Origin of the sequence: Gelidibacter salicanalis (assembly GCF_007997285.1) — a bacterium.
GTDB classification, from domain to species: domain Bacteria; phylum Bacteroidota; class Bacteroidia; order Flavobacteriales; family Flavobacteriaceae; genus Gelidibacter; species Gelidibacter salicanalis.
This window is the reverse complement of the sequence record NZ_VORX01000002.1, coordinates 43,347-57,904: the sequence shown is the minus strand read 5'-3', so window position 1 is coordinate 57,904 and position 14,558 is coordinate 43,347. Positions and strand designations below refer to the sequence as shown.

At 37.1% G+C, this 14,558-nt stretch carries 17 protein-coding genes; 9 read left to right on the top strand and 8 right to left on the bottom strand.

Annotated elements, in window-relative coordinates; all coding sequences use genetic code 11:
* Positions 1-149: 149 nt before the first annotated feature.
* Entirely contained in the window at positions 150-704 is a 555-nt protein-coding gene (locus tag ES711_RS03490) for a porin family protein (RefSeq protein WP_146890075.1), read from the bottom strand.
* A 260-nt stretch (positions 705-964) separates the two neighbouring features.
* Between ES711_RS03490 and ES711_RS03485 the strand changes: the two genes are divergently transcribed.
* From ES711_RS03485 to ES711_RS03465, 5 genes are all read left to right on the top strand, one after another.
* Complete coding sequence (locus ES711_RS03485; protein WP_146890072.1) at positions 965-1,843, top strand: cell division protein FtsX; 879 nt, start codon at positions 965-967, stop codon at positions 1,841-1,843.
* 445 nt (positions 1,844-2,288) lie between these two features.
* Positions 2,289-2,558: a DUF3098 domain-containing protein gene (locus ES711_RS03480; RefSeq protein ID WP_146890069.1), complete on the top strand. Its 270-nt coding sequence runs from the start codon at positions 2,289-2,291 to the stop codon at positions 2,556-2,558.
* Positions 2,559-2,625: 67 nt separating this feature from the next.
* Entirely contained in the window at positions 2,626-3,423 is a 798-nt protein-coding gene (gene uppP / locus ES711_RS03475) for an undecaprenyl-diphosphatase UppP (protein ID WP_146890066.1), read from the top strand.
* 2 nt (positions 3,424-3,425) lie between these two features.
* Positions 3,426-4,118 (top strand): tRNA pseudouridine(55) synthase TruB, encoded by a 693-nt coding sequence (gene truB, locus ES711_RS03470; RefSeq protein ID WP_146890062.1) that lies wholly within the window; start codon positions 3,426-3,428, stop codon positions 4,116-4,118.
* Between the two features lie 214 nt (positions 4,119-4,332).
* Positions 4,333-5,118, top strand: coding sequence for an energy transducer TonB family protein (locus ES711_RS03465; protein WP_246139111.1), 786 nt, complete (start codon positions 4,333-4,335; stop codon positions 5,116-5,118).
* 318 nt (positions 5,119-5,436) lie between these two features.
* Here ES711_RS03465 and ES711_RS03460 read toward each other — a convergent pair whose 3' ends face one another.
* On the bottom strand, positions 5,437-6,057 hold the full coding sequence (locus tag ES711_RS03460; RefSeq protein WP_146890059.1) for a thioredoxin family protein: 621 nt from the start codon (positions 6,055-6,057) through the stop codon (positions 5,437-5,439).
* 89 nt (positions 6,058-6,146) lie between these two features.
* Between ES711_RS03460 and ES711_RS03455 the strand changes: the two genes are divergently transcribed.
* On the top strand, positions 6,147-6,713 hold the full coding sequence (locus ES711_RS03455) for a DNA-3-methyladenine glycosylase I (protein ID WP_146890056.1): 567 nt from the start codon (positions 6,147-6,149) through the stop codon (positions 6,711-6,713).
* A gap of 41 nt (positions 6,714-6,754) precedes the next feature.
* On the opposite strand, the gene aat is transcribed toward ES711_RS03455, so the two are convergent.
* The 3 genes from aat to ES711_RS03440 all read right to left on the bottom strand — a co-directional run bounded on the left by aat (position 6,755) and on the right by ES711_RS03440 (position 8,823).
* Complete coding sequence (gene aat / locus ES711_RS03450) at positions 6,755-7,378, bottom strand: leucyl/phenylalanyl-tRNA--protein transferase (protein WP_146890053.1); 624 nt, start codon at positions 7,376-7,378, stop codon at positions 6,755-6,757.
* A gap of 124 nt (positions 7,379-7,502) precedes the next feature.
* Positions 7,503-7,880, bottom strand: a complete 378-nt coding sequence (locus tag ES711_RS03445) for a DUF3127 domain-containing protein (RefSeq protein WP_146890050.1) — start codon at positions 7,878-7,880, stop codon at positions 7,503-7,505.
* 73 nt (positions 7,881-7,953) lie between these two features.
* Positions 7,954-8,823, bottom strand: coding sequence for a flavin reductase family protein (locus ES711_RS03440; protein ID WP_146890047.1), 870 nt, complete (start codon positions 8,821-8,823; stop codon positions 7,954-7,956).
* A gap of 182 nt (positions 8,824-9,005) precedes the next feature.
* Between ES711_RS03440 and ES711_RS03435 the strand changes: the two genes are divergently transcribed.
* Together ES711_RS03435 and ES711_RS03430 are read left to right on the top strand one after the other, a co-directional pair.
* Positions 9,006-10,157 carry a sensor histidine kinase gene (locus tag ES711_RS03435; protein ID WP_146890044.1) on the top strand — a complete coding sequence of 384 codons (1,152 nt, stop codon included), beginning with the start codon at positions 9,006-9,008 and terminating at the stop codon, positions 10,155-10,157.
* A gap of 9 nt (positions 10,158-10,166) precedes the next feature.
* Positions 10,167-10,529, top strand: coding sequence for a hypothetical protein (locus ES711_RS03430; protein ID WP_146890041.1), 363 nt, complete (start codon positions 10,167-10,169; stop codon positions 10,527-10,529).
* Here ES711_RS03430 and ES711_RS03425 read toward each other — a convergent pair.
* Positions 10,524-10,913: an HIT family protein gene (locus ES711_RS03425; RefSeq protein WP_146890038.1), complete on the bottom strand. Its 390-nt coding sequence runs from the start codon at positions 10,911-10,913 to the stop codon at positions 10,524-10,526. The two genes, ES711_RS03430 and ES711_RS03425, sit on opposite strands and share 6 nt — an antisense overlap.
* Positions 10,914-11,095: 182 nt before the next feature.
* Positions 11,096-11,569, bottom strand: coding sequence for a transcription elongation factor GreA (gene greA / locus ES711_RS03420; protein WP_146890035.1), 474 nt, complete (start codon positions 11,567-11,569; stop codon positions 11,096-11,098).
* A 153-nt stretch (positions 11,570-11,722) separates the two neighbouring features.
* Here greA and ES711_RS03415 point away from each other — a divergent pair, with 153 nt between their 5' ends.
* Positions 11,723-12,145, top strand: a complete 423-nt coding sequence (locus ES711_RS03415) for a Rieske (2Fe-2S) protein (protein ID WP_146890032.1) — start codon at positions 11,723-11,725, stop codon at positions 12,143-12,145.
* Here ES711_RS03415 and ES711_RS03410 read toward each other — a convergent pair.
* Positions 12,142-14,364: a TonB-dependent receptor gene (locus ES711_RS03410; RefSeq protein ID WP_146890029.1), complete on the bottom strand. Its 2,223-nt coding sequence runs from the start codon at positions 14,362-14,364 to the stop codon at positions 12,142-12,144. The genes ES711_RS03415 and ES711_RS03410 overlap by 4 nt on opposite strands.
* Between the last annotated feature and the right edge of the window lie 194 nt (positions 14,365-14,558).

The following is a 14,558-nucleotide window of genomic DNA, read 5'->3' as shown; positions in this document are numbered from 1 at the left end:
TTATCCACAGATAAGGCTGCAACTTACACCAATTTAGAGGCGCAAATTTAAGAATTAGAGCTCATACTGCCTATTAAACAGTGTACAACTATTCAAACAAAAAAAAGCGTCCTGAATTTTCAGCACGCTCTATAATTATAATGTTTTAATTATAATTTATATCCTAAAGAAAACTGAACTACACTATTCTTGAAATCGCCGTAAACAGTATTAATTCCAAGATTGTAACGTATATGAGCAAATAAATAGCGATCGAGGTTATACCCAATTCCGATATTCAGTCCAAAATCAATAGGATTGGCACCAGTTTCCTTTTTAAAATTAGGCTTCTCGGAATGTTCGTGTTTATCGTAGATAAGAAAAGAGGTTTGTGGACCAATATCCAAACTAAGTTTTTCAAGAATAAAAAACTTAAACATTATGGGTGCTGAAATATAATCTAAACTTGTGATGTAAACGCTACCGCTATTCGCGCCTTGTCTAGAATACAAAAGTTCAGGTTGAATACCAAAAAGACCTCTTCTAAAGACAAATTCCGTCATAACACCTACATGAAAATTTACCATGTTGCCTCTGTTATCCATAGCGCCATTTAGGTTAGCCAGATTCAAACCACCTTTTGCCCCAAAATTTATATCCTGTGCATGGCCATATTGTGAACAACTCAATACCACTATAACCGCAACAATCATTATTTTCTTCATACTAAATTGGTTAAAAAAGTGTTTATCTAGTAACTGAAAGTATCACCGTTTATTGTTTTTTTCAAATTACAAAACGGCAAAAATAAATATTTTACGCTATTCGATATCTTTAATTGTGCTGAATTGGTGCGTTAAGATTCTAAAAAGATGATATTGACATTTAGTATCAGCTATTCAGAGTCCTTTTAAAATTTTAAATGCCGTAAACCTTAAGGTAACAGAATTCTTTTATATTTTTACAACTTCAACTAAAAAATTGTATGAGCACATCTTTTGATAGGTATCAGAAACGCAAGTTAATATCATCTTACTTTTCTGTGGTAATTAGTATTGCCTTGGTTTTATTCTTACTGGGCTGTTTAGGACTTTTGGTCCTGAACGCCAAAAAAGTTGCGGATCATTTTAAAGAACAAGTGGTTGTGACTATCTATTTAAACGATTCTGCAAAAGAAGTAGAAGTCAATCAGCTCGAAAAAAGTTTGGCCATGGCCGAATACACCAAAAGTACAGAATATGTCTCGAAGGAAGCCGCTGCCGAATCAATGAAAGCTGAAACTGGTGAAGATTTTATGGATTTTGTGGGCTATAATCCGCTGCAAAATTCTATTGATGTGCATTTAAAAGCCGATTATGTCACGACAGAAACCTTAACCTCAATCATCGAAGACTTGTCCACAAAAAAATTTATTGAAGAAATTCGATATGACAATGATTTGGTAGAGTTGATGAATGACAACGTTAAAAAAATCACTTTTTGGGTTTTGGTCATTAGTGCGATTTTTACACTTATTGCCGTTTTATTGATTAATAGTTCCATCCGACTTGCAGTGTATTCTAAGCGATTCATCATTAAAACGATGCAAATGGTAGGCGCGACAAAATCTTTTATTCGCCGACCTTTCATCTATAAAAGCGTTCAACTCGGAATTATAGGTGCTATCATTGCTCTAATCGGAATGGGCATTGTTTTGTATTATCTCAACCAAACTTTTGCCGAACTCCAATTATTATCTAACCCCATCCTTCTTGGAGGATTCTTTGCGGCAATTTTCATTTTGGGAATTCTTATCACCTGGATCAGCACCTTTATTGCAACGCAACGTTTCTTGAACTTGAAAACGGATGCTTTGTATTATTAAAAACGATTGTTTCATTTTTCAAATAATATAGTGATCGCCGCCTCTACAATGTTTCAGCGATTGGACTGACTTTATGGAATCTTTTAGGTAGGCTTTATTAAAACGCGAGGTTCTCATTATACATTTTTAAAAAACGTGCTCAAGAAAATTATGAACGCACTCGGTTCTTGATACATTTTTAAAAAACGTGCTCAAGAAAATTATGAACGCACTCGGTTCTCGATACATTTTTAAAAAACGTGCTCAAGAAAATTATGAACGCACTCGGTTCTCGATACATTTTTAAAAAACGTGCTCTGGCACGTTCTTTAAAAACACTCGAACTGACGGGCATGGCAGTTTTATGAATTTGTAACGCCTGAGCAATAGCTAAGTATTTAGATACTATTAACGAAAAGTTTTAAATAAAACCGTTAATTTGCACCTTACTAGTATTGCAACTGTCATGGGAGAAAAAAAACGCAAAGAAAGCGCCAACAACAATTTTATTTTTGGAAGAAAGAATTATAAATTCATGCTGATTGGCTTGGGAATCATCGCTCTTGGTTTCATATTGATGTCAGGTGGTGGAAGTGACGATCCCAATGTTTTCAATCCCGAAATTTTTAATTGGAGACGCATCAGATTAGCACCCACGTTAGTCCTCATTGGTTTTGGTATTCAGATATACGCCATTTTATTAAATCCGGACAAGAACAGCACACCAAATACCTAAACCCTACAATTTTTCATATTCCGAAGTCTCTATTTTGGATTTTCCTTACATATAACCCGAATACATCATGGATTTATTAGAAGCTATAATTTTAGGCATTATACAAGGTCTTACGGAATTTCTACCCGTATCTTCCAGTGGTCATTTAGAAATTGGAAAGGCTATTTTAGGTGATAATTTTGAACCTAAAGAAAGTTTGCTTTTTACAGTAGTACTTCATTTCGCGACAGCTTTAAGTACCATCGTTGTTTTTAGAAAAGATATTTGGAGCATCTTACAAGGGATGCTGAAATTTGAATGGAATGACGATATGCAATTTGCCGCTAAAATTGCCCTCTCCATGATTCCTGCAGTTGTGATTGGATTATTATTTGAAGAAGAATTAGAATCGCTTTTTGGAAATAATATTCTATTTGTGGGTTGCATGTTATTAGTTACTGCAGTGCTTTTATTTTTAGCCGATAAAGCGAAAGACACGGACAAAAAAGTAACCTTCAGCAATGCATTTATTATTGGCATCTCACAGGCTATTGCCATGCTACCGGGGATTTCACGTTCTGGTGCTACCATTTCAACCTCAGTTATTTTAGGGAACGATAAAAGTAAGGCAGCACGCTTTTCATTTTTGATGGTGGTACCCTTAATATTAGGGAAGATGGCCAAGGATGCGTTGAGTGGTGATATTTCTTACGAGAGCTCAGGTTCATTACCACTTTTAGTCGGGTTTATCGCGGCGTTTGTATCTGGACTGTTTGCTTGTACTTGGATGATTAAATTGGTTAAGAAAAGTAAATTAACCTATTTTGCCATTTACTGTGTCGTAGTTGGTTTGATTGCGATTATCTTTTCACTTTATAACAACTAATTTTGACAGCCGAAGACTATCTTATAGGTCAAGTTTTACTCATTGACAAACCTTTACATTGGACCTCTTTTCAGGTGGTTAACAAATTGCGCTGGGAGATACGTCGCGCGTTTAACATCAAAAAGATTAAAGTAGGACATGCGGGAACTTTAGATCCGCTTGCAACAGGTCTACTGGTGATTTGCACGGGCAAAATGACCAAAAACATTGACAGTTTTCAAGCCCAGATAAAAGAATATACGGGAACAATTGTTTTAGGAAGCACCACGCCTTCTTATGATTTAGAAACCGAAGTCGATCAAAACTATCCTACAGCGCACATCACGGAATCATTAATCCACGATGCTACACAACAATTTATCGGTGAAATTTCTCAATTTCCTCCAGTATTCTCGGCCCTTAAAAAAGATGGCAAGCGGCTTTACGAATTTGCACGCGCGGGAGAAGCTGTCGATATTCCATCGCGGCAAGTGCATATTTCTGAGTTCGAAATTACGCATATAGATAATTTAGAAGTACATTTTAGAGCGGTGTGCAGCAAAGGCACCTACATCAGATCCTTGGCCAACGATTTTGGAAAAGCGCTCAATTCTGGTGCTCATTTGTCGGCTTTACGCCGTACCAAGATTGGCGATTTTGAGGTTTCCCAAGCGGTAAGTGTTGAAGACTTTATCAAAGCTTTACCTTCGGAATAATTTTTGCAGTCAAATAGTATCGCCCCATTGAACGTTATCTATGAATGGACGAGTAATAGGAATGTGGGTCAAGCAGGAATCACCAGTCGATTTCAATTACGAAAGCCTTATGTTGCACCATTTGCTAAGGAAGACACTCTAATATTTGATCTTTTTTTCCTATTTTGACGTATATATTGGTGCACTGCAACTTTATTATTAAAATTATTCTTTTTTGGAACTTATAGAACGACATAAAGCTTTATTGATTACCGCGCTCATTAGTGGCACACTTGTGCTGGCTATGTTTGCCATTGGCATTAAAAAGCAAGCTAATGTTATGGCTGAAAGCTATTACGAACTACCGCCACCTCCAACGCCCGAAGAACAAAAACTTCTTGAAGAGATCGCTCTAAATGATGCCAATAGTTCAGAAACCAATAAGGCTTACAACTCGGCCAATGATTTTAAAGAGGTGATGAAGAATTTCAGATCAATGAATTCTAATGAGCACAATGAAAATTCCAAACAAACTGAAACTGAAGATACCGAGGTGCCAGAAGAAGTCACCGATGTAGATAACACACCATCTACTGAAGACAATTCCGTCAGCGAAAATGAACTTTCCTCCTACAGTAAAATTAATAATGTGATTGCTTTGCGGTCTGCGAAAAAACGTGCTGCAGCTAAATCAAACGGAAATAATGCTAGCAACGCTATAGCGGATAATGCTTCTGTAAACAGAAATAGCAGTGTATCCTATAGTTTAGTAAATAGGAAGGACAAACATTTACCACCTCCTGTATATTTATGTGAAGACAGTGGCAAAGTAGTGATTAATATTACTGTAAATGCTTCTGGCGAAGTCACTGACGCTTACGTCAACAATTCCTCTACATCCAAAAATGCATGTTTAATTGATAGTGCCTTACAATATGCAAATGAGGCGCGCTTTAGTCCAGATGCTTCTAAAACCAAACAAATAGGGTCTATTACTTATTATTTTAAAGGAAAGAATTAGTTATTAAACCATTGTTGTCCGATAAAGAATCAAGACCGCTGCGCTGTTAGAATAAAGAATTAAGACTTGTTTACAACTAACTGACAAACAACGATCATTTAAATTAAAATCGCACATTCCCTCTCGGTAGAAACAGTTTCTAAAATGCAAGGTCTCATTTCGGAAATCTTCTAATGTCCCTTGCTTTAAATGAGTTTGTTAATTTATTATTTATTTTTATCGGACACTAATGTTTCTAAACATTAAAAAAGGAGTTTCCATCCTTCAAAAGAATAAAAACTCCATTATTTATAATTCTAGAAATTAAAAATTCAGAAATTAGGCGACACCTAATAAGGTTAATAAATCCTGAATTGTATTCTGACCTTTATCTTTATTGTACCATCCCTGTAAATTTTCTTTAATCTCATCAGTAATAGCGCCATGTGCCTTCATATAATCTTCTATCATTTGGGTTGCACCGGTTGGACGTGGTCCAAAGGTATCAATCACAGTTCCTGATACATTATCTATCATGATTAACTTAGGAATAGATTTCCCGCCGTTGGTCAAAAACTGCTGCATCAAATCATCATTATCATCACGCAATACCAATTTTAAATCAATATTGGGATGTAATTCTGCCACTTTATTGATCACCGGAATCACGTGGGCTGCATCGCCGCACCAGCTCTCCGTAAGCACTAACCAAGTGACATCTCCTTTGAAATTTGCAATCTTTTCCTGAGCGTCCGCTGACACTTTTAAGGTTTTATCCCAGCGTTTCATACGCTGCTCATTTAAAATTGTGTAGCCCACCATACTCTCGCTTTTATCCAATCCTGTGGTGGAATGTGTTGCAACCATTTCAGCCATCAAGGCCCGATACGCTGGGTAAGGCATACTATTGGTAATTCCGAATTCTAGTAGTGTCGAGAGATTCTGTGTAAGTGTATCCATAGTATAATTTTATACGAATTTAATGTATTTAAGATTAATTTTAAGTAACTGTTGTTACATTAGTAGTATTAAACCTAATACCTTACAAAATGGAGAAACACAGGTGTGGCTGGTGTCAAGGGGATGCGCTTTACGAACAGTATCACGATACAGAATGGGGGGTTCCGGTAAAAGATGACGCCATTCTTTTTGAGTTTTTGATTCTGGAAACTTTTCAAGCAGGTTTAAGTTGGATAACCATTTTGAAAAAGCGTGAACATTTTAGGACTGCATTTGATAATTTCGATTATACTAAAATTGCCCGCTACAATCAGGACAAAATTGATGATTTGCTGCAAGATGCCGGCATCATTAGAAACAAGTTGAAAGTGCATTCTGCAATCAGCAATGCGCAAGCTTTTATGAAGCTTCAGGAACAGTATGGGTCGTTTTCTAATTATTTATGGGGATTTCTAGATGGAAAACCCCTTAAAAACGCCGTTGATAATTATAAAGAAGCGCCTCCAACTACAGTACTAAGTGACACTATCAGCAAGGATTTAAAAAAACACGGCTTCAAATTTGTAGGCTCTACAGTAGTGTACGCTTATATGCAGGCTATAGGAATGGTCAATGATCATGAGGTGAAATGTTTTAGATATGAGGAAGTAATGTGACTCGGGTTCTCCGAAATTTCAAGATGGTTTTTAAGGTAATCTCACAGATACTTCAAAAACGCATCTCGTTCAATTTCTTCGGCCCCTAAACTTTCCAGGTGCTGGGTGTACACTTGGCAATCAATCAGCTTATAATTTGTATTATGAATAAAAGTGATGAATGCAGCCTTACTGGCATTGCTCACTTTAGCAAACATACTTTCGCCGCAAAAAACGCCATTGCCCAAATCGATGCCATACAAACCGCCTACCAATTGATCATTTTGCCAAACTTCTACAGAGGTCGCATAGCCTAATTGGTGCAGTTTGGTGTACGATACAATCATCTCCTCCGTAATCCACGTGCCAGCTTGCCCTACTCTATAAGCGTTAGAGCATTCTGTAATCACCTCCCGGAAAGCTTTGTTTATGGTGATGCTAAAATCAGTGTTGCGCAAAAATTGGCGCATGCTTTTGGAGACTTTCAAGTGCTCAGGAAAAAGGACAAATCGAGGATTTGGCGACCACCATAAAATAACCTCATCATCATCAAACCAAGGAAAAATTCCGCTCTTATAGGCCAATAGAAGCCGCTCTATGGAAAGATCGCCACCCACGGCAAGAAGACCTTCTGAAGTTGCCTTGGAAACGTCTGGGAACTCGAGTGTATTTGAAAGTACTACCATATCATCGCATCAAAACTAATATATTACAAAAAAACCTCAATGCTAGAAACATTGAGGTTTTTTATGAAGCTCACTTACCGCAATTTAGTCACGCTAAAAATTGAGTGTGTGCTATTCGTTTGACTTAAAACGGAAGATCGTCGTGATCATCCTCGTTTAAATCGTTAGCTGGTTGAAATGCTTCAGCTGGAGCTGCCGGAGGCATACCACCACCAGAAGCACTTTCTACCACACCTTCTATACGCCATCCTTGGATAGAGTTAAAATATTTGGTTTCACCTTGTGGATTCACCCATTCTCTACCTCTCAAGTTGATGCTCACCTTTACGTTCTGACCTACTTGGTAGTTGTTTAATAAATCTGTCTTATCTTGTACGAACTCTACCATGATATGCTGAGGATATTGTTCTTCTGTAGTCACTACCACTTCTCTTTTTCTGAACCCATTGCTTCCAAAAGTTTGGGTTTCTCCGACCATTTTGATTTTTCCTTGTACTTCCATTTGACTATTTTTTATTTCTATTCTAATTACTATTCGCTACTCTAATTTATACAACTTATTGTTAGTATCCAACTTAAGATAACAACAATTTCCACGCACTGTCAACATCGCCATAACTCAGATAATTCTGAGCCATTTTGTGCTTTTCACGATGCGTCATATTTTTAATATTACTGTGATGCTCTTCAATATTTTCTACAAAATCGTTAATTTCTTCAGGCGTCGGAAATGTTTCCACATTACCCAGCATGCCCAAATCATTACCCGTAAAAATCATACTATTTTTAATCTCATCGGGCATGGCATCAATGCCAATCCCTAATGTTCTCAATGGTTTTGGTATTTCAAAAAAACCATTTTTAGCACGGTTGTAATAATTACCTCCAGCTCTCGCTACCAAATCTAATTTTTCCTGATTGATGAGATCATTTTCATCCAAAACATCTTTAGAAATATGAAGTTTAACAACCTCGCAAATCACTAAATTACCCGCACCAGCTTCAGTTCCCAATTTTATGATATCGTTGACTTTACACTCCATTTGTATTGGAGATTCTGCCACTCTAAATGGTTTCACCACATCTGATTTCAGCATAGTCAAACCTGCCTTTTCAAATTCGTTAACATCCTTTTCGTACTCCGTACTACTCAATGAGGCTTGGTGTACCAAATCATAATTAACTACATTAATGACCACCTCCCGTGTTGCCTCCACATTCTCTAAAGTATGCTTTACACTGTTATCCCTAACCCGTCTTGCCGGCGAAAAAATAAGAATTGGCGGATTGGCACTAAACACATTAAAGAAACTGAATGGTGACAAATTTGGATTCCCATCCTCATCAACCGTACTTGCAAATGCTATAGGTCTTGGTGCCACTGCACTCAACAAATACCCATGTAGCTTGCCTGTAGAGAGGTCTTTAGGATCAAATGTTATCATTTAAAAACTGTTTTGAAATGCAAATGTAACCATATTGTTAAACCTATAAAAATGAATTAGAAAGAGAATCAAACAATAATATCAACATAATTGCATTACATAACTAGCACACTAAAATTATAGCTGGAAAGATTTATTATTTGCTAATTTCTTTACCTATATTTAAAACTATTAATGCATTGATGTCTCACACTATGAACCGAAATATTTTACGGTGGATTATTATAGCTTCTTCTTTTATCATCATTTCTTTAATTTTGTGGAACACCTATATCTTCTTTCAAAACTTCAAAGCTGAAGAACGCATCAAAATGCAAAACTGGTCCTTTGCACAGTCAGAGCTCTTAAAATCAGACACTGATGAAAATGTGGAGCTTACCCTTAAAATTTTAGAAAGTAACCATACTACGCCGATGTTGGCAATCAATAAAGATGGCAGTTTAGGCACTTTTAAAAACATTGATAAAAAGAAAGTAAACGATTCTATTTCAGTTAAAAACCTCATCGAAGAATTTGAGAGTGAAAACAAACCCATTGATGTATATTTTGACAAAGAAATCTATTACACTATTTATTATGGCAACTCGCCCTTAATCAATAAGCTCAAATACTATCCTTTAGCCTTATTACTGATTATTGTATTGTTTGCTGCCGTGGTATATTTCTTTTATCGAAGTTCGAAAATTGCAGAACAAAACAAGCTATGGACGGGTATGGCGAAGGAAACCGCACACCAAATTGGCACGCCCTTATCATCCCTAGTGGGTTGGACGGAAATCTTACGATCTGAAGACGTAAATCCGTCTTATCTCTTAGAAATAGAAAAAGACATTTCTCGCTTACAAACCATTACAGAACGATTCAGCAAGATAGGCTCAATACCAACGCTAATACGGGTGGATATAGTTAAGGAAACCGTGGACTCTTACGAGTATTTAAAAGCACGGTCTAGCAATTTGATCACCTTTGAAATTGTGGCGCCAGAACATCCTATTTATGTCGCTCTCAATCAGCAGTTATACAGCTGGACCATAGAAAATTTAGTAAAAAATGCGATTGATGCGATGCGAGGCAAAGGCAAGTTAAGAGTTTCAGTTATTGAACACGACAAACAGGTAAAAATTACCGTTACAGATGCTGGTAAAGGATTGCCTAAAAGCTTGTATTCTAAGATTTTTGAACCTGGGTATACGAGTAAAAAACGCGGTTGGGGATTGGGACTTTCCTTGGCCAAACGGATAGTTGAAGATTATCATGAGGGTAAGATAAGAGTGCTGCATTCCGAAGTTAATAAAGGGACCACCATGGAAATATCATTAAAATTAATTCCGTAGATTTGACCCATGGAGGACAAGTTTTTCACGCTAAGAGAGGTCGATTTAAACAACAATTGTCCCGAATGTTATTCTAAAGAAGGACTGCAATTAACATTTAAGCAACGCTTTATTGAAACTCCATTGTACAAAGCCATTTCTAAAGATACGGCTCACAGTTTGTTTTGTAGAGTTTGCGACACCGCAATTTTTCCTGCACGTTGGACGGATGATATTGAACGGGTTTTTGAATATCAACAAAAGGCGTCGGTTCCAAAGCCTACATCACTTAAATTAAAAACCTTGTCTTGGTTCCTGGTCATAATACTAGCTATTATTTTGATTTTAGCTACATTGTTTTTCTTAGGAATATTTGAAGACCTGACCTTATAAGCGGTCAGAAATTGATTTTGCGATTGTTTCAAATTCTTCCTTAGCCAAACTGACTTTATTGGAAAAACGCATATCTTCCATAGAATGTAGTGGAATTAAATGCACGTGTACATGCGGCACTTCCAATCCTACCACTGCCATTCCTACACGTTTACAAGGCACTGCCTTTTTTATAGCGATTGCAACATTTCTAGAAAACTCCATCAATCCCGTATAGGTAGGCTCATCCAAATCAAATAATTGGTCCACTTCTATTTTGGGAATACAGAGTGTATGGCCTTTCGAGTTTGGGTTAACGTCTAAAAACGCCAAGAAATCTTTAGTCTCCGCCACTTTATAACATGGAATTTCACCATTAACTATTTTTGTAAATATTGATGCCATCGTTTCTTCTTTATTCTTTATTCTCTTTTCTATTTTCTATTTTCTATTTTCTATTTTCTAATTCTATAAATATAAAAAGAAAATTCCTGTCAGATTGCATCTTAACAGGAATGTTATATTTTGAGTCTTCTAAAGATTTGAAGAAGATTTAACACTTCAAAAACTCTATAAAACAACGTAATCTATCTGGAAATTTCTAAAATTTCAAATTTAAGAATTCCGTTTGGCACTTGTATATCTGCCACCTCACCTACTGATTTTCCTAAAAGACCTTTACCGATCGGAGAATTTACAGAAATTTTACCTGATGCTAAATCGGCTTCGCCATCAGCCACCAAGGTATAGTTCATTTCCATCCCGTTGGATTGATTTTTAATTTTGACTTTAGATAGGACCAGTACTTTTGAGCTGTCCAATTGCGATTCGTCAATAATACGCGCATTAGACAATTGCTCTTCAAGCTTAGAAATTTTCATCTCTAGCATGCCTTGGGCTTCTTTGGCAGCATCATATTCGGCATTTTCACTCAAATCGCCTTTATCCCGTGCTTCGCCAATAGCTTGAGATGCTTTTGGGCGCTCCACATCTTTTAAATGACTGAGTTCTTCCCTCAATTTCTTTAAACCTTCTGGGGTATAATAAGATACTTTACTCATAATTCCTTCGTTTTACTGTATATAAAATATGCTGAAACCCCGTTATGGGAAACAGCATAAAAAAAATCCCGCTTACACGAGATATTAAACAAATATACAAAATATTTACTTCAACTTTGAGATTGTTGTAAATTGCGTCACAATTTTTATCAGATGAAACACTTTTTTTTATTGGTGAGCTTGATGTTCTTAACCGCTTGTAGTAGAAACAACAGCGATGAGAATTGTAAATTTTTGGTCAATGCTCAAGTAAATGCTTCGGTTAATATGAATTTGCCACAATACAGTCAGTTGCAGTTTACCAGTAACTCCGTCTATTTGGCCAATCAGGGCAACAAAGGCGTCATTGTCACTAATGTTGGTAGTGGTTATCGCGCTTGGGATGCTGCAGACCCAAATCATGAACAATCAACATGTTCCTTATTAAAAATTAATGGCGCCAACGCAGTTTGTGGTTGCGATGACGCCAATACTTATAGTTTGTTTACCGGTGGTTCCGTTGGTCAGCAATTAGCTTGCGGATTAAAGGAATACCGCGTAAACGTTTCTGGAAATACACTGATCATCAGTAATTAAAATTTCAGGGTAATTCCCGCCAAAAAATTTGTCGTGGCTTGTGGGTAATACCCTGCACCTTCAATAGTTGAAATCTCTCCCGGAACCGAAAAATCGTCATCATAGGTGTAATAGTACCCATTAGATACATACTTCTCATTAAAGAGGTTGTTTACCAATCCGGATAACACAATGCTTTTAAAAACGCTGTTCATAGCGATTTCATAAGTGATATTGAAATCATTGACGAAATAACTCTTCAACTTAGACCCCTCAGCATCCGTATTTCCCATATACTGATCGCCCACATATTTACTCAATAATGACATCTGAAAATTGTCATTGGGCTGAAAAACAAAGGCATTTGCAGCGACAACCTCTGGAGAAAAAGAAATGTTGGTTTTACCAAGATTAACCAATTGCCCATCAAGAGACGCGTTGGTTTCCTTATTTTTATTGGAGCTTAATGTTAGATTAGGTTGTAAAGAAAAAGCTTTGCTTAACATGATAGCTGCCTCTATTTCTAAGCCTAAACGGTAGCTATCGCCACTGTTCGTACGAATGGGGTTTCCAGATTTGTCAATATTTCCGGTTAATACCAATTGCTCGTTATACAACATATAATAGGCATTCACATTAAATCTGAACGCTTTATCTGTATGTCTCCATCCCAATTCAAAATCGTTAAGTTGTTCTGGCTTTACAACATCGTTATTTTCAAAGTCATCCCTATTTGGCTCTCTGTTGGCTCTGGCATAAGAAAAATAGAGATTATTGGCATCGTTTATTCTATAAGTAATCCCAGCCTTTGGATTAAAGAAAGTGTAGTGCTCATCAATATTAAACGGCAATCGATCTGAATTTAAACCCGTCGTTCTATAATCGACCAAACGCAATTGTAAATCGCCATAAATGCTCAATTGTTCATTTAAGCGATAGGTAGCTTTGGAAATCAGACTGAAGTCGTCCTTTTTGCCGTTGCCATCATAATAACGATCTCTGATAGTGCTGCTACTCGGATACTGCGCCCAGATAATTTCGCCAAAATGATCCCCATCATACGTACTATATGAACCTCCAAAGGTCATATTGATCTGGTCATTCTTATAATTGGCATTCGCATTCAGCACATAAAAGTCATTATCTAACCAGCGGCGTCTGATTAAATCTGTAGAAGTTATGGCTTCACCATCAACAGTAATAGGAATAAGATCATAGTCTTCAAAATCTTGATCTTGTTTATATTGCTCAAAGTAACCGCTGCCTTTAGTGTAGTTGAAGGCAATGTTGGTAGACCACTGGTTAGAATAGCGCTCATTCCAATGCAATTGGTAATGGTCTTGACGGTAATTATCCACTTCATTGTCATAAAATTGGGTCACTCCGTTTTGATCGGTGTACATACCCGCAGTGTTGAAGGTCCGGTCGTTTTCTAATAGATCTTGATCTTCTAATCCATTCCATGATTGATAGGTTACCTCTTTGCCGCCAAAGGTGATTGCCTTTAATAAAGTATTGTCATCCACATATGCCCCTTGTAAAAAATAGGATTTTAAATCTGATGAGGCCCGATCAATATAACCGTCAGATTTAATATTGGACAAACGCCCAGCAATTTCAAAATGATCATTCAATTTGCCCGTACTGAATTTGACTGTGTGCTTCCGCGTATTAAAACTGCCAAAACTGTTAGAAATTTCTCCATTGGCTTGGTCGGAAACGGCATCCGTAAGTACATTAATACTGGCGCCAAAGGCCCCTGAACCGTTTGAAGACGTGCCTACGCCACGTTGCAGTTGCAAACTTTCTACAGAGGAAGCAAAATCATTAAGATTCACCCAAAAGGTCCCGAGTGATTCTGCATCGTTATACGGAATCCCGTTGATAGTCACGTTGGTAGATTGGGCATTAATACCACGCACTCTGATGTAAGTGTAACCCACGCCCGCACCGGCATCCGTAGTGGTTACTACCGATGGTAAATACCCTAACAACACAGGAAGATCCTGTCCTAAATTACGTTTTGAGAGCTCTACTTTCGAGATATTGGAATGGGTAATTGGTGAGGTCGCTTCTACACGAACAGCCTTTACCAGAACTTCATCTAGTTTTTCCACCACAGTGGAATCTTTAGGTTTCTCCTGCGCCTGTACGGCGACACCTAGCGCTAATGAGCATAAAATAGTAAGTGGAAATTTTTGCCTGAATAGGACTTTTCGGAAATGGAATAAATTTTTCATACGATTAGGTTATAATCGAATAAAAAGAGGTCATTATTCTTGTTAATATTTATTTGTTTTCAGTTTTAAGAAGCACTCCTAATTAAAAGTCACTTCGTAAAACTACTTGGCGATTATCGCCATTCCCTAAACAGCATTACCTGTTCTAGGTTCATTGGGTATGATCTCAGCCGTTAATAGGCACCCCTTTTTTG

Excerpts from the sequence above, each read along its gene's own strand:
- aat (WP_146890053.1), bottom strand. The coding sequence starts at position 7,378 with ATGGTAGTACTTTCAAATACACTCGAGTTCCCAGACGTTTCCAAGGCA.
- ES711_RS03435 (WP_146890044.1), top strand. The coding sequence starts at position 9,006 with ATGTCTCACACTATGAACCGAAATATTTTACGGTGGATTATTATAGCT.
- ES711_RS03440 (WP_146890047.1), bottom strand. The coding sequence starts at position 8,823 with ATGATAACATTTGATCCTAAAGACCTCTCTACAGGCAAGCTACATGGG.
- ES711_RS03410 (WP_146890029.1), bottom strand. The coding sequence starts at position 14,364 with ATGAAAAATTTATTCCATTTCCGAAAAGTCCTATTCAGGCAAAAATTT.
- ES711_RS03455 (WP_146890056.1), top strand. The coding sequence starts at position 6,147 with ATGGAGAAACACAGGTGTGGCTGGTGTCAAGGGGATGCGCTTTACGAA.
- ES711_RS03445 (WP_146890050.1), bottom strand. The coding sequence starts at position 7,880 with ATGGAAGTACAAGGAAAAATCAAAATGGTCGGAGAAACCCAAACTTTT.
- ES711_RS03480 (WP_146890069.1), top strand. The coding sequence starts at position 2,289 with ATGGGAGAAAAAAAACGCAAAGAAAGCGCCAACAACAATTTTATTTTT.
- ES711_RS03485 (WP_146890072.1), top strand. The coding sequence starts at position 965 with ATGAGCACATCTTTTGATAGGTATCAGAAACGCAAGTTAATATCATCT.
- ES711_RS03490 (WP_146890075.1), bottom strand. The coding sequence starts at position 704 with ATGAAGAAAATAATGATTGTTGCGGTTATAGTGGTATTGAGTTGTTCA.
- uppP (WP_146890066.1), top strand. The coding sequence starts at position 2,626 with ATGGATTTATTAGAAGCTATAATTTTAGGCATTATACAAGGTCTTACG.
- ES711_RS03430 (WP_146890041.1), top strand. The coding sequence starts at position 10,167 with ATGGAGGACAAGTTTTTCACGCTAAGAGAGGTCGATTTAAACAACAAT.
- ES711_RS03425 (WP_146890038.1), bottom strand. The coding sequence starts at position 10,913 with ATGGCATCAATATTTACAAAAATAGTTAATGGTGAAATTCCATGTTAT.
- ES711_RS03415 (WP_146890032.1), top strand. The coding sequence starts at position 11,723 with ATGAAACACTTTTTTTTATTGGTGAGCTTGATGTTCTTAACCGCTTGT.
- ES711_RS03460 (WP_146890059.1), bottom strand. The coding sequence starts at position 6,057 with ATGGATACACTTACACAGAATCTCTCGACACTACTAGAATTCGGAATT.
- greA (WP_146890035.1), bottom strand. The coding sequence starts at position 11,569 with ATGAGTAAAGTATCTTATTATACCCCAGAAGGTTTAAAGAAATTGAGG.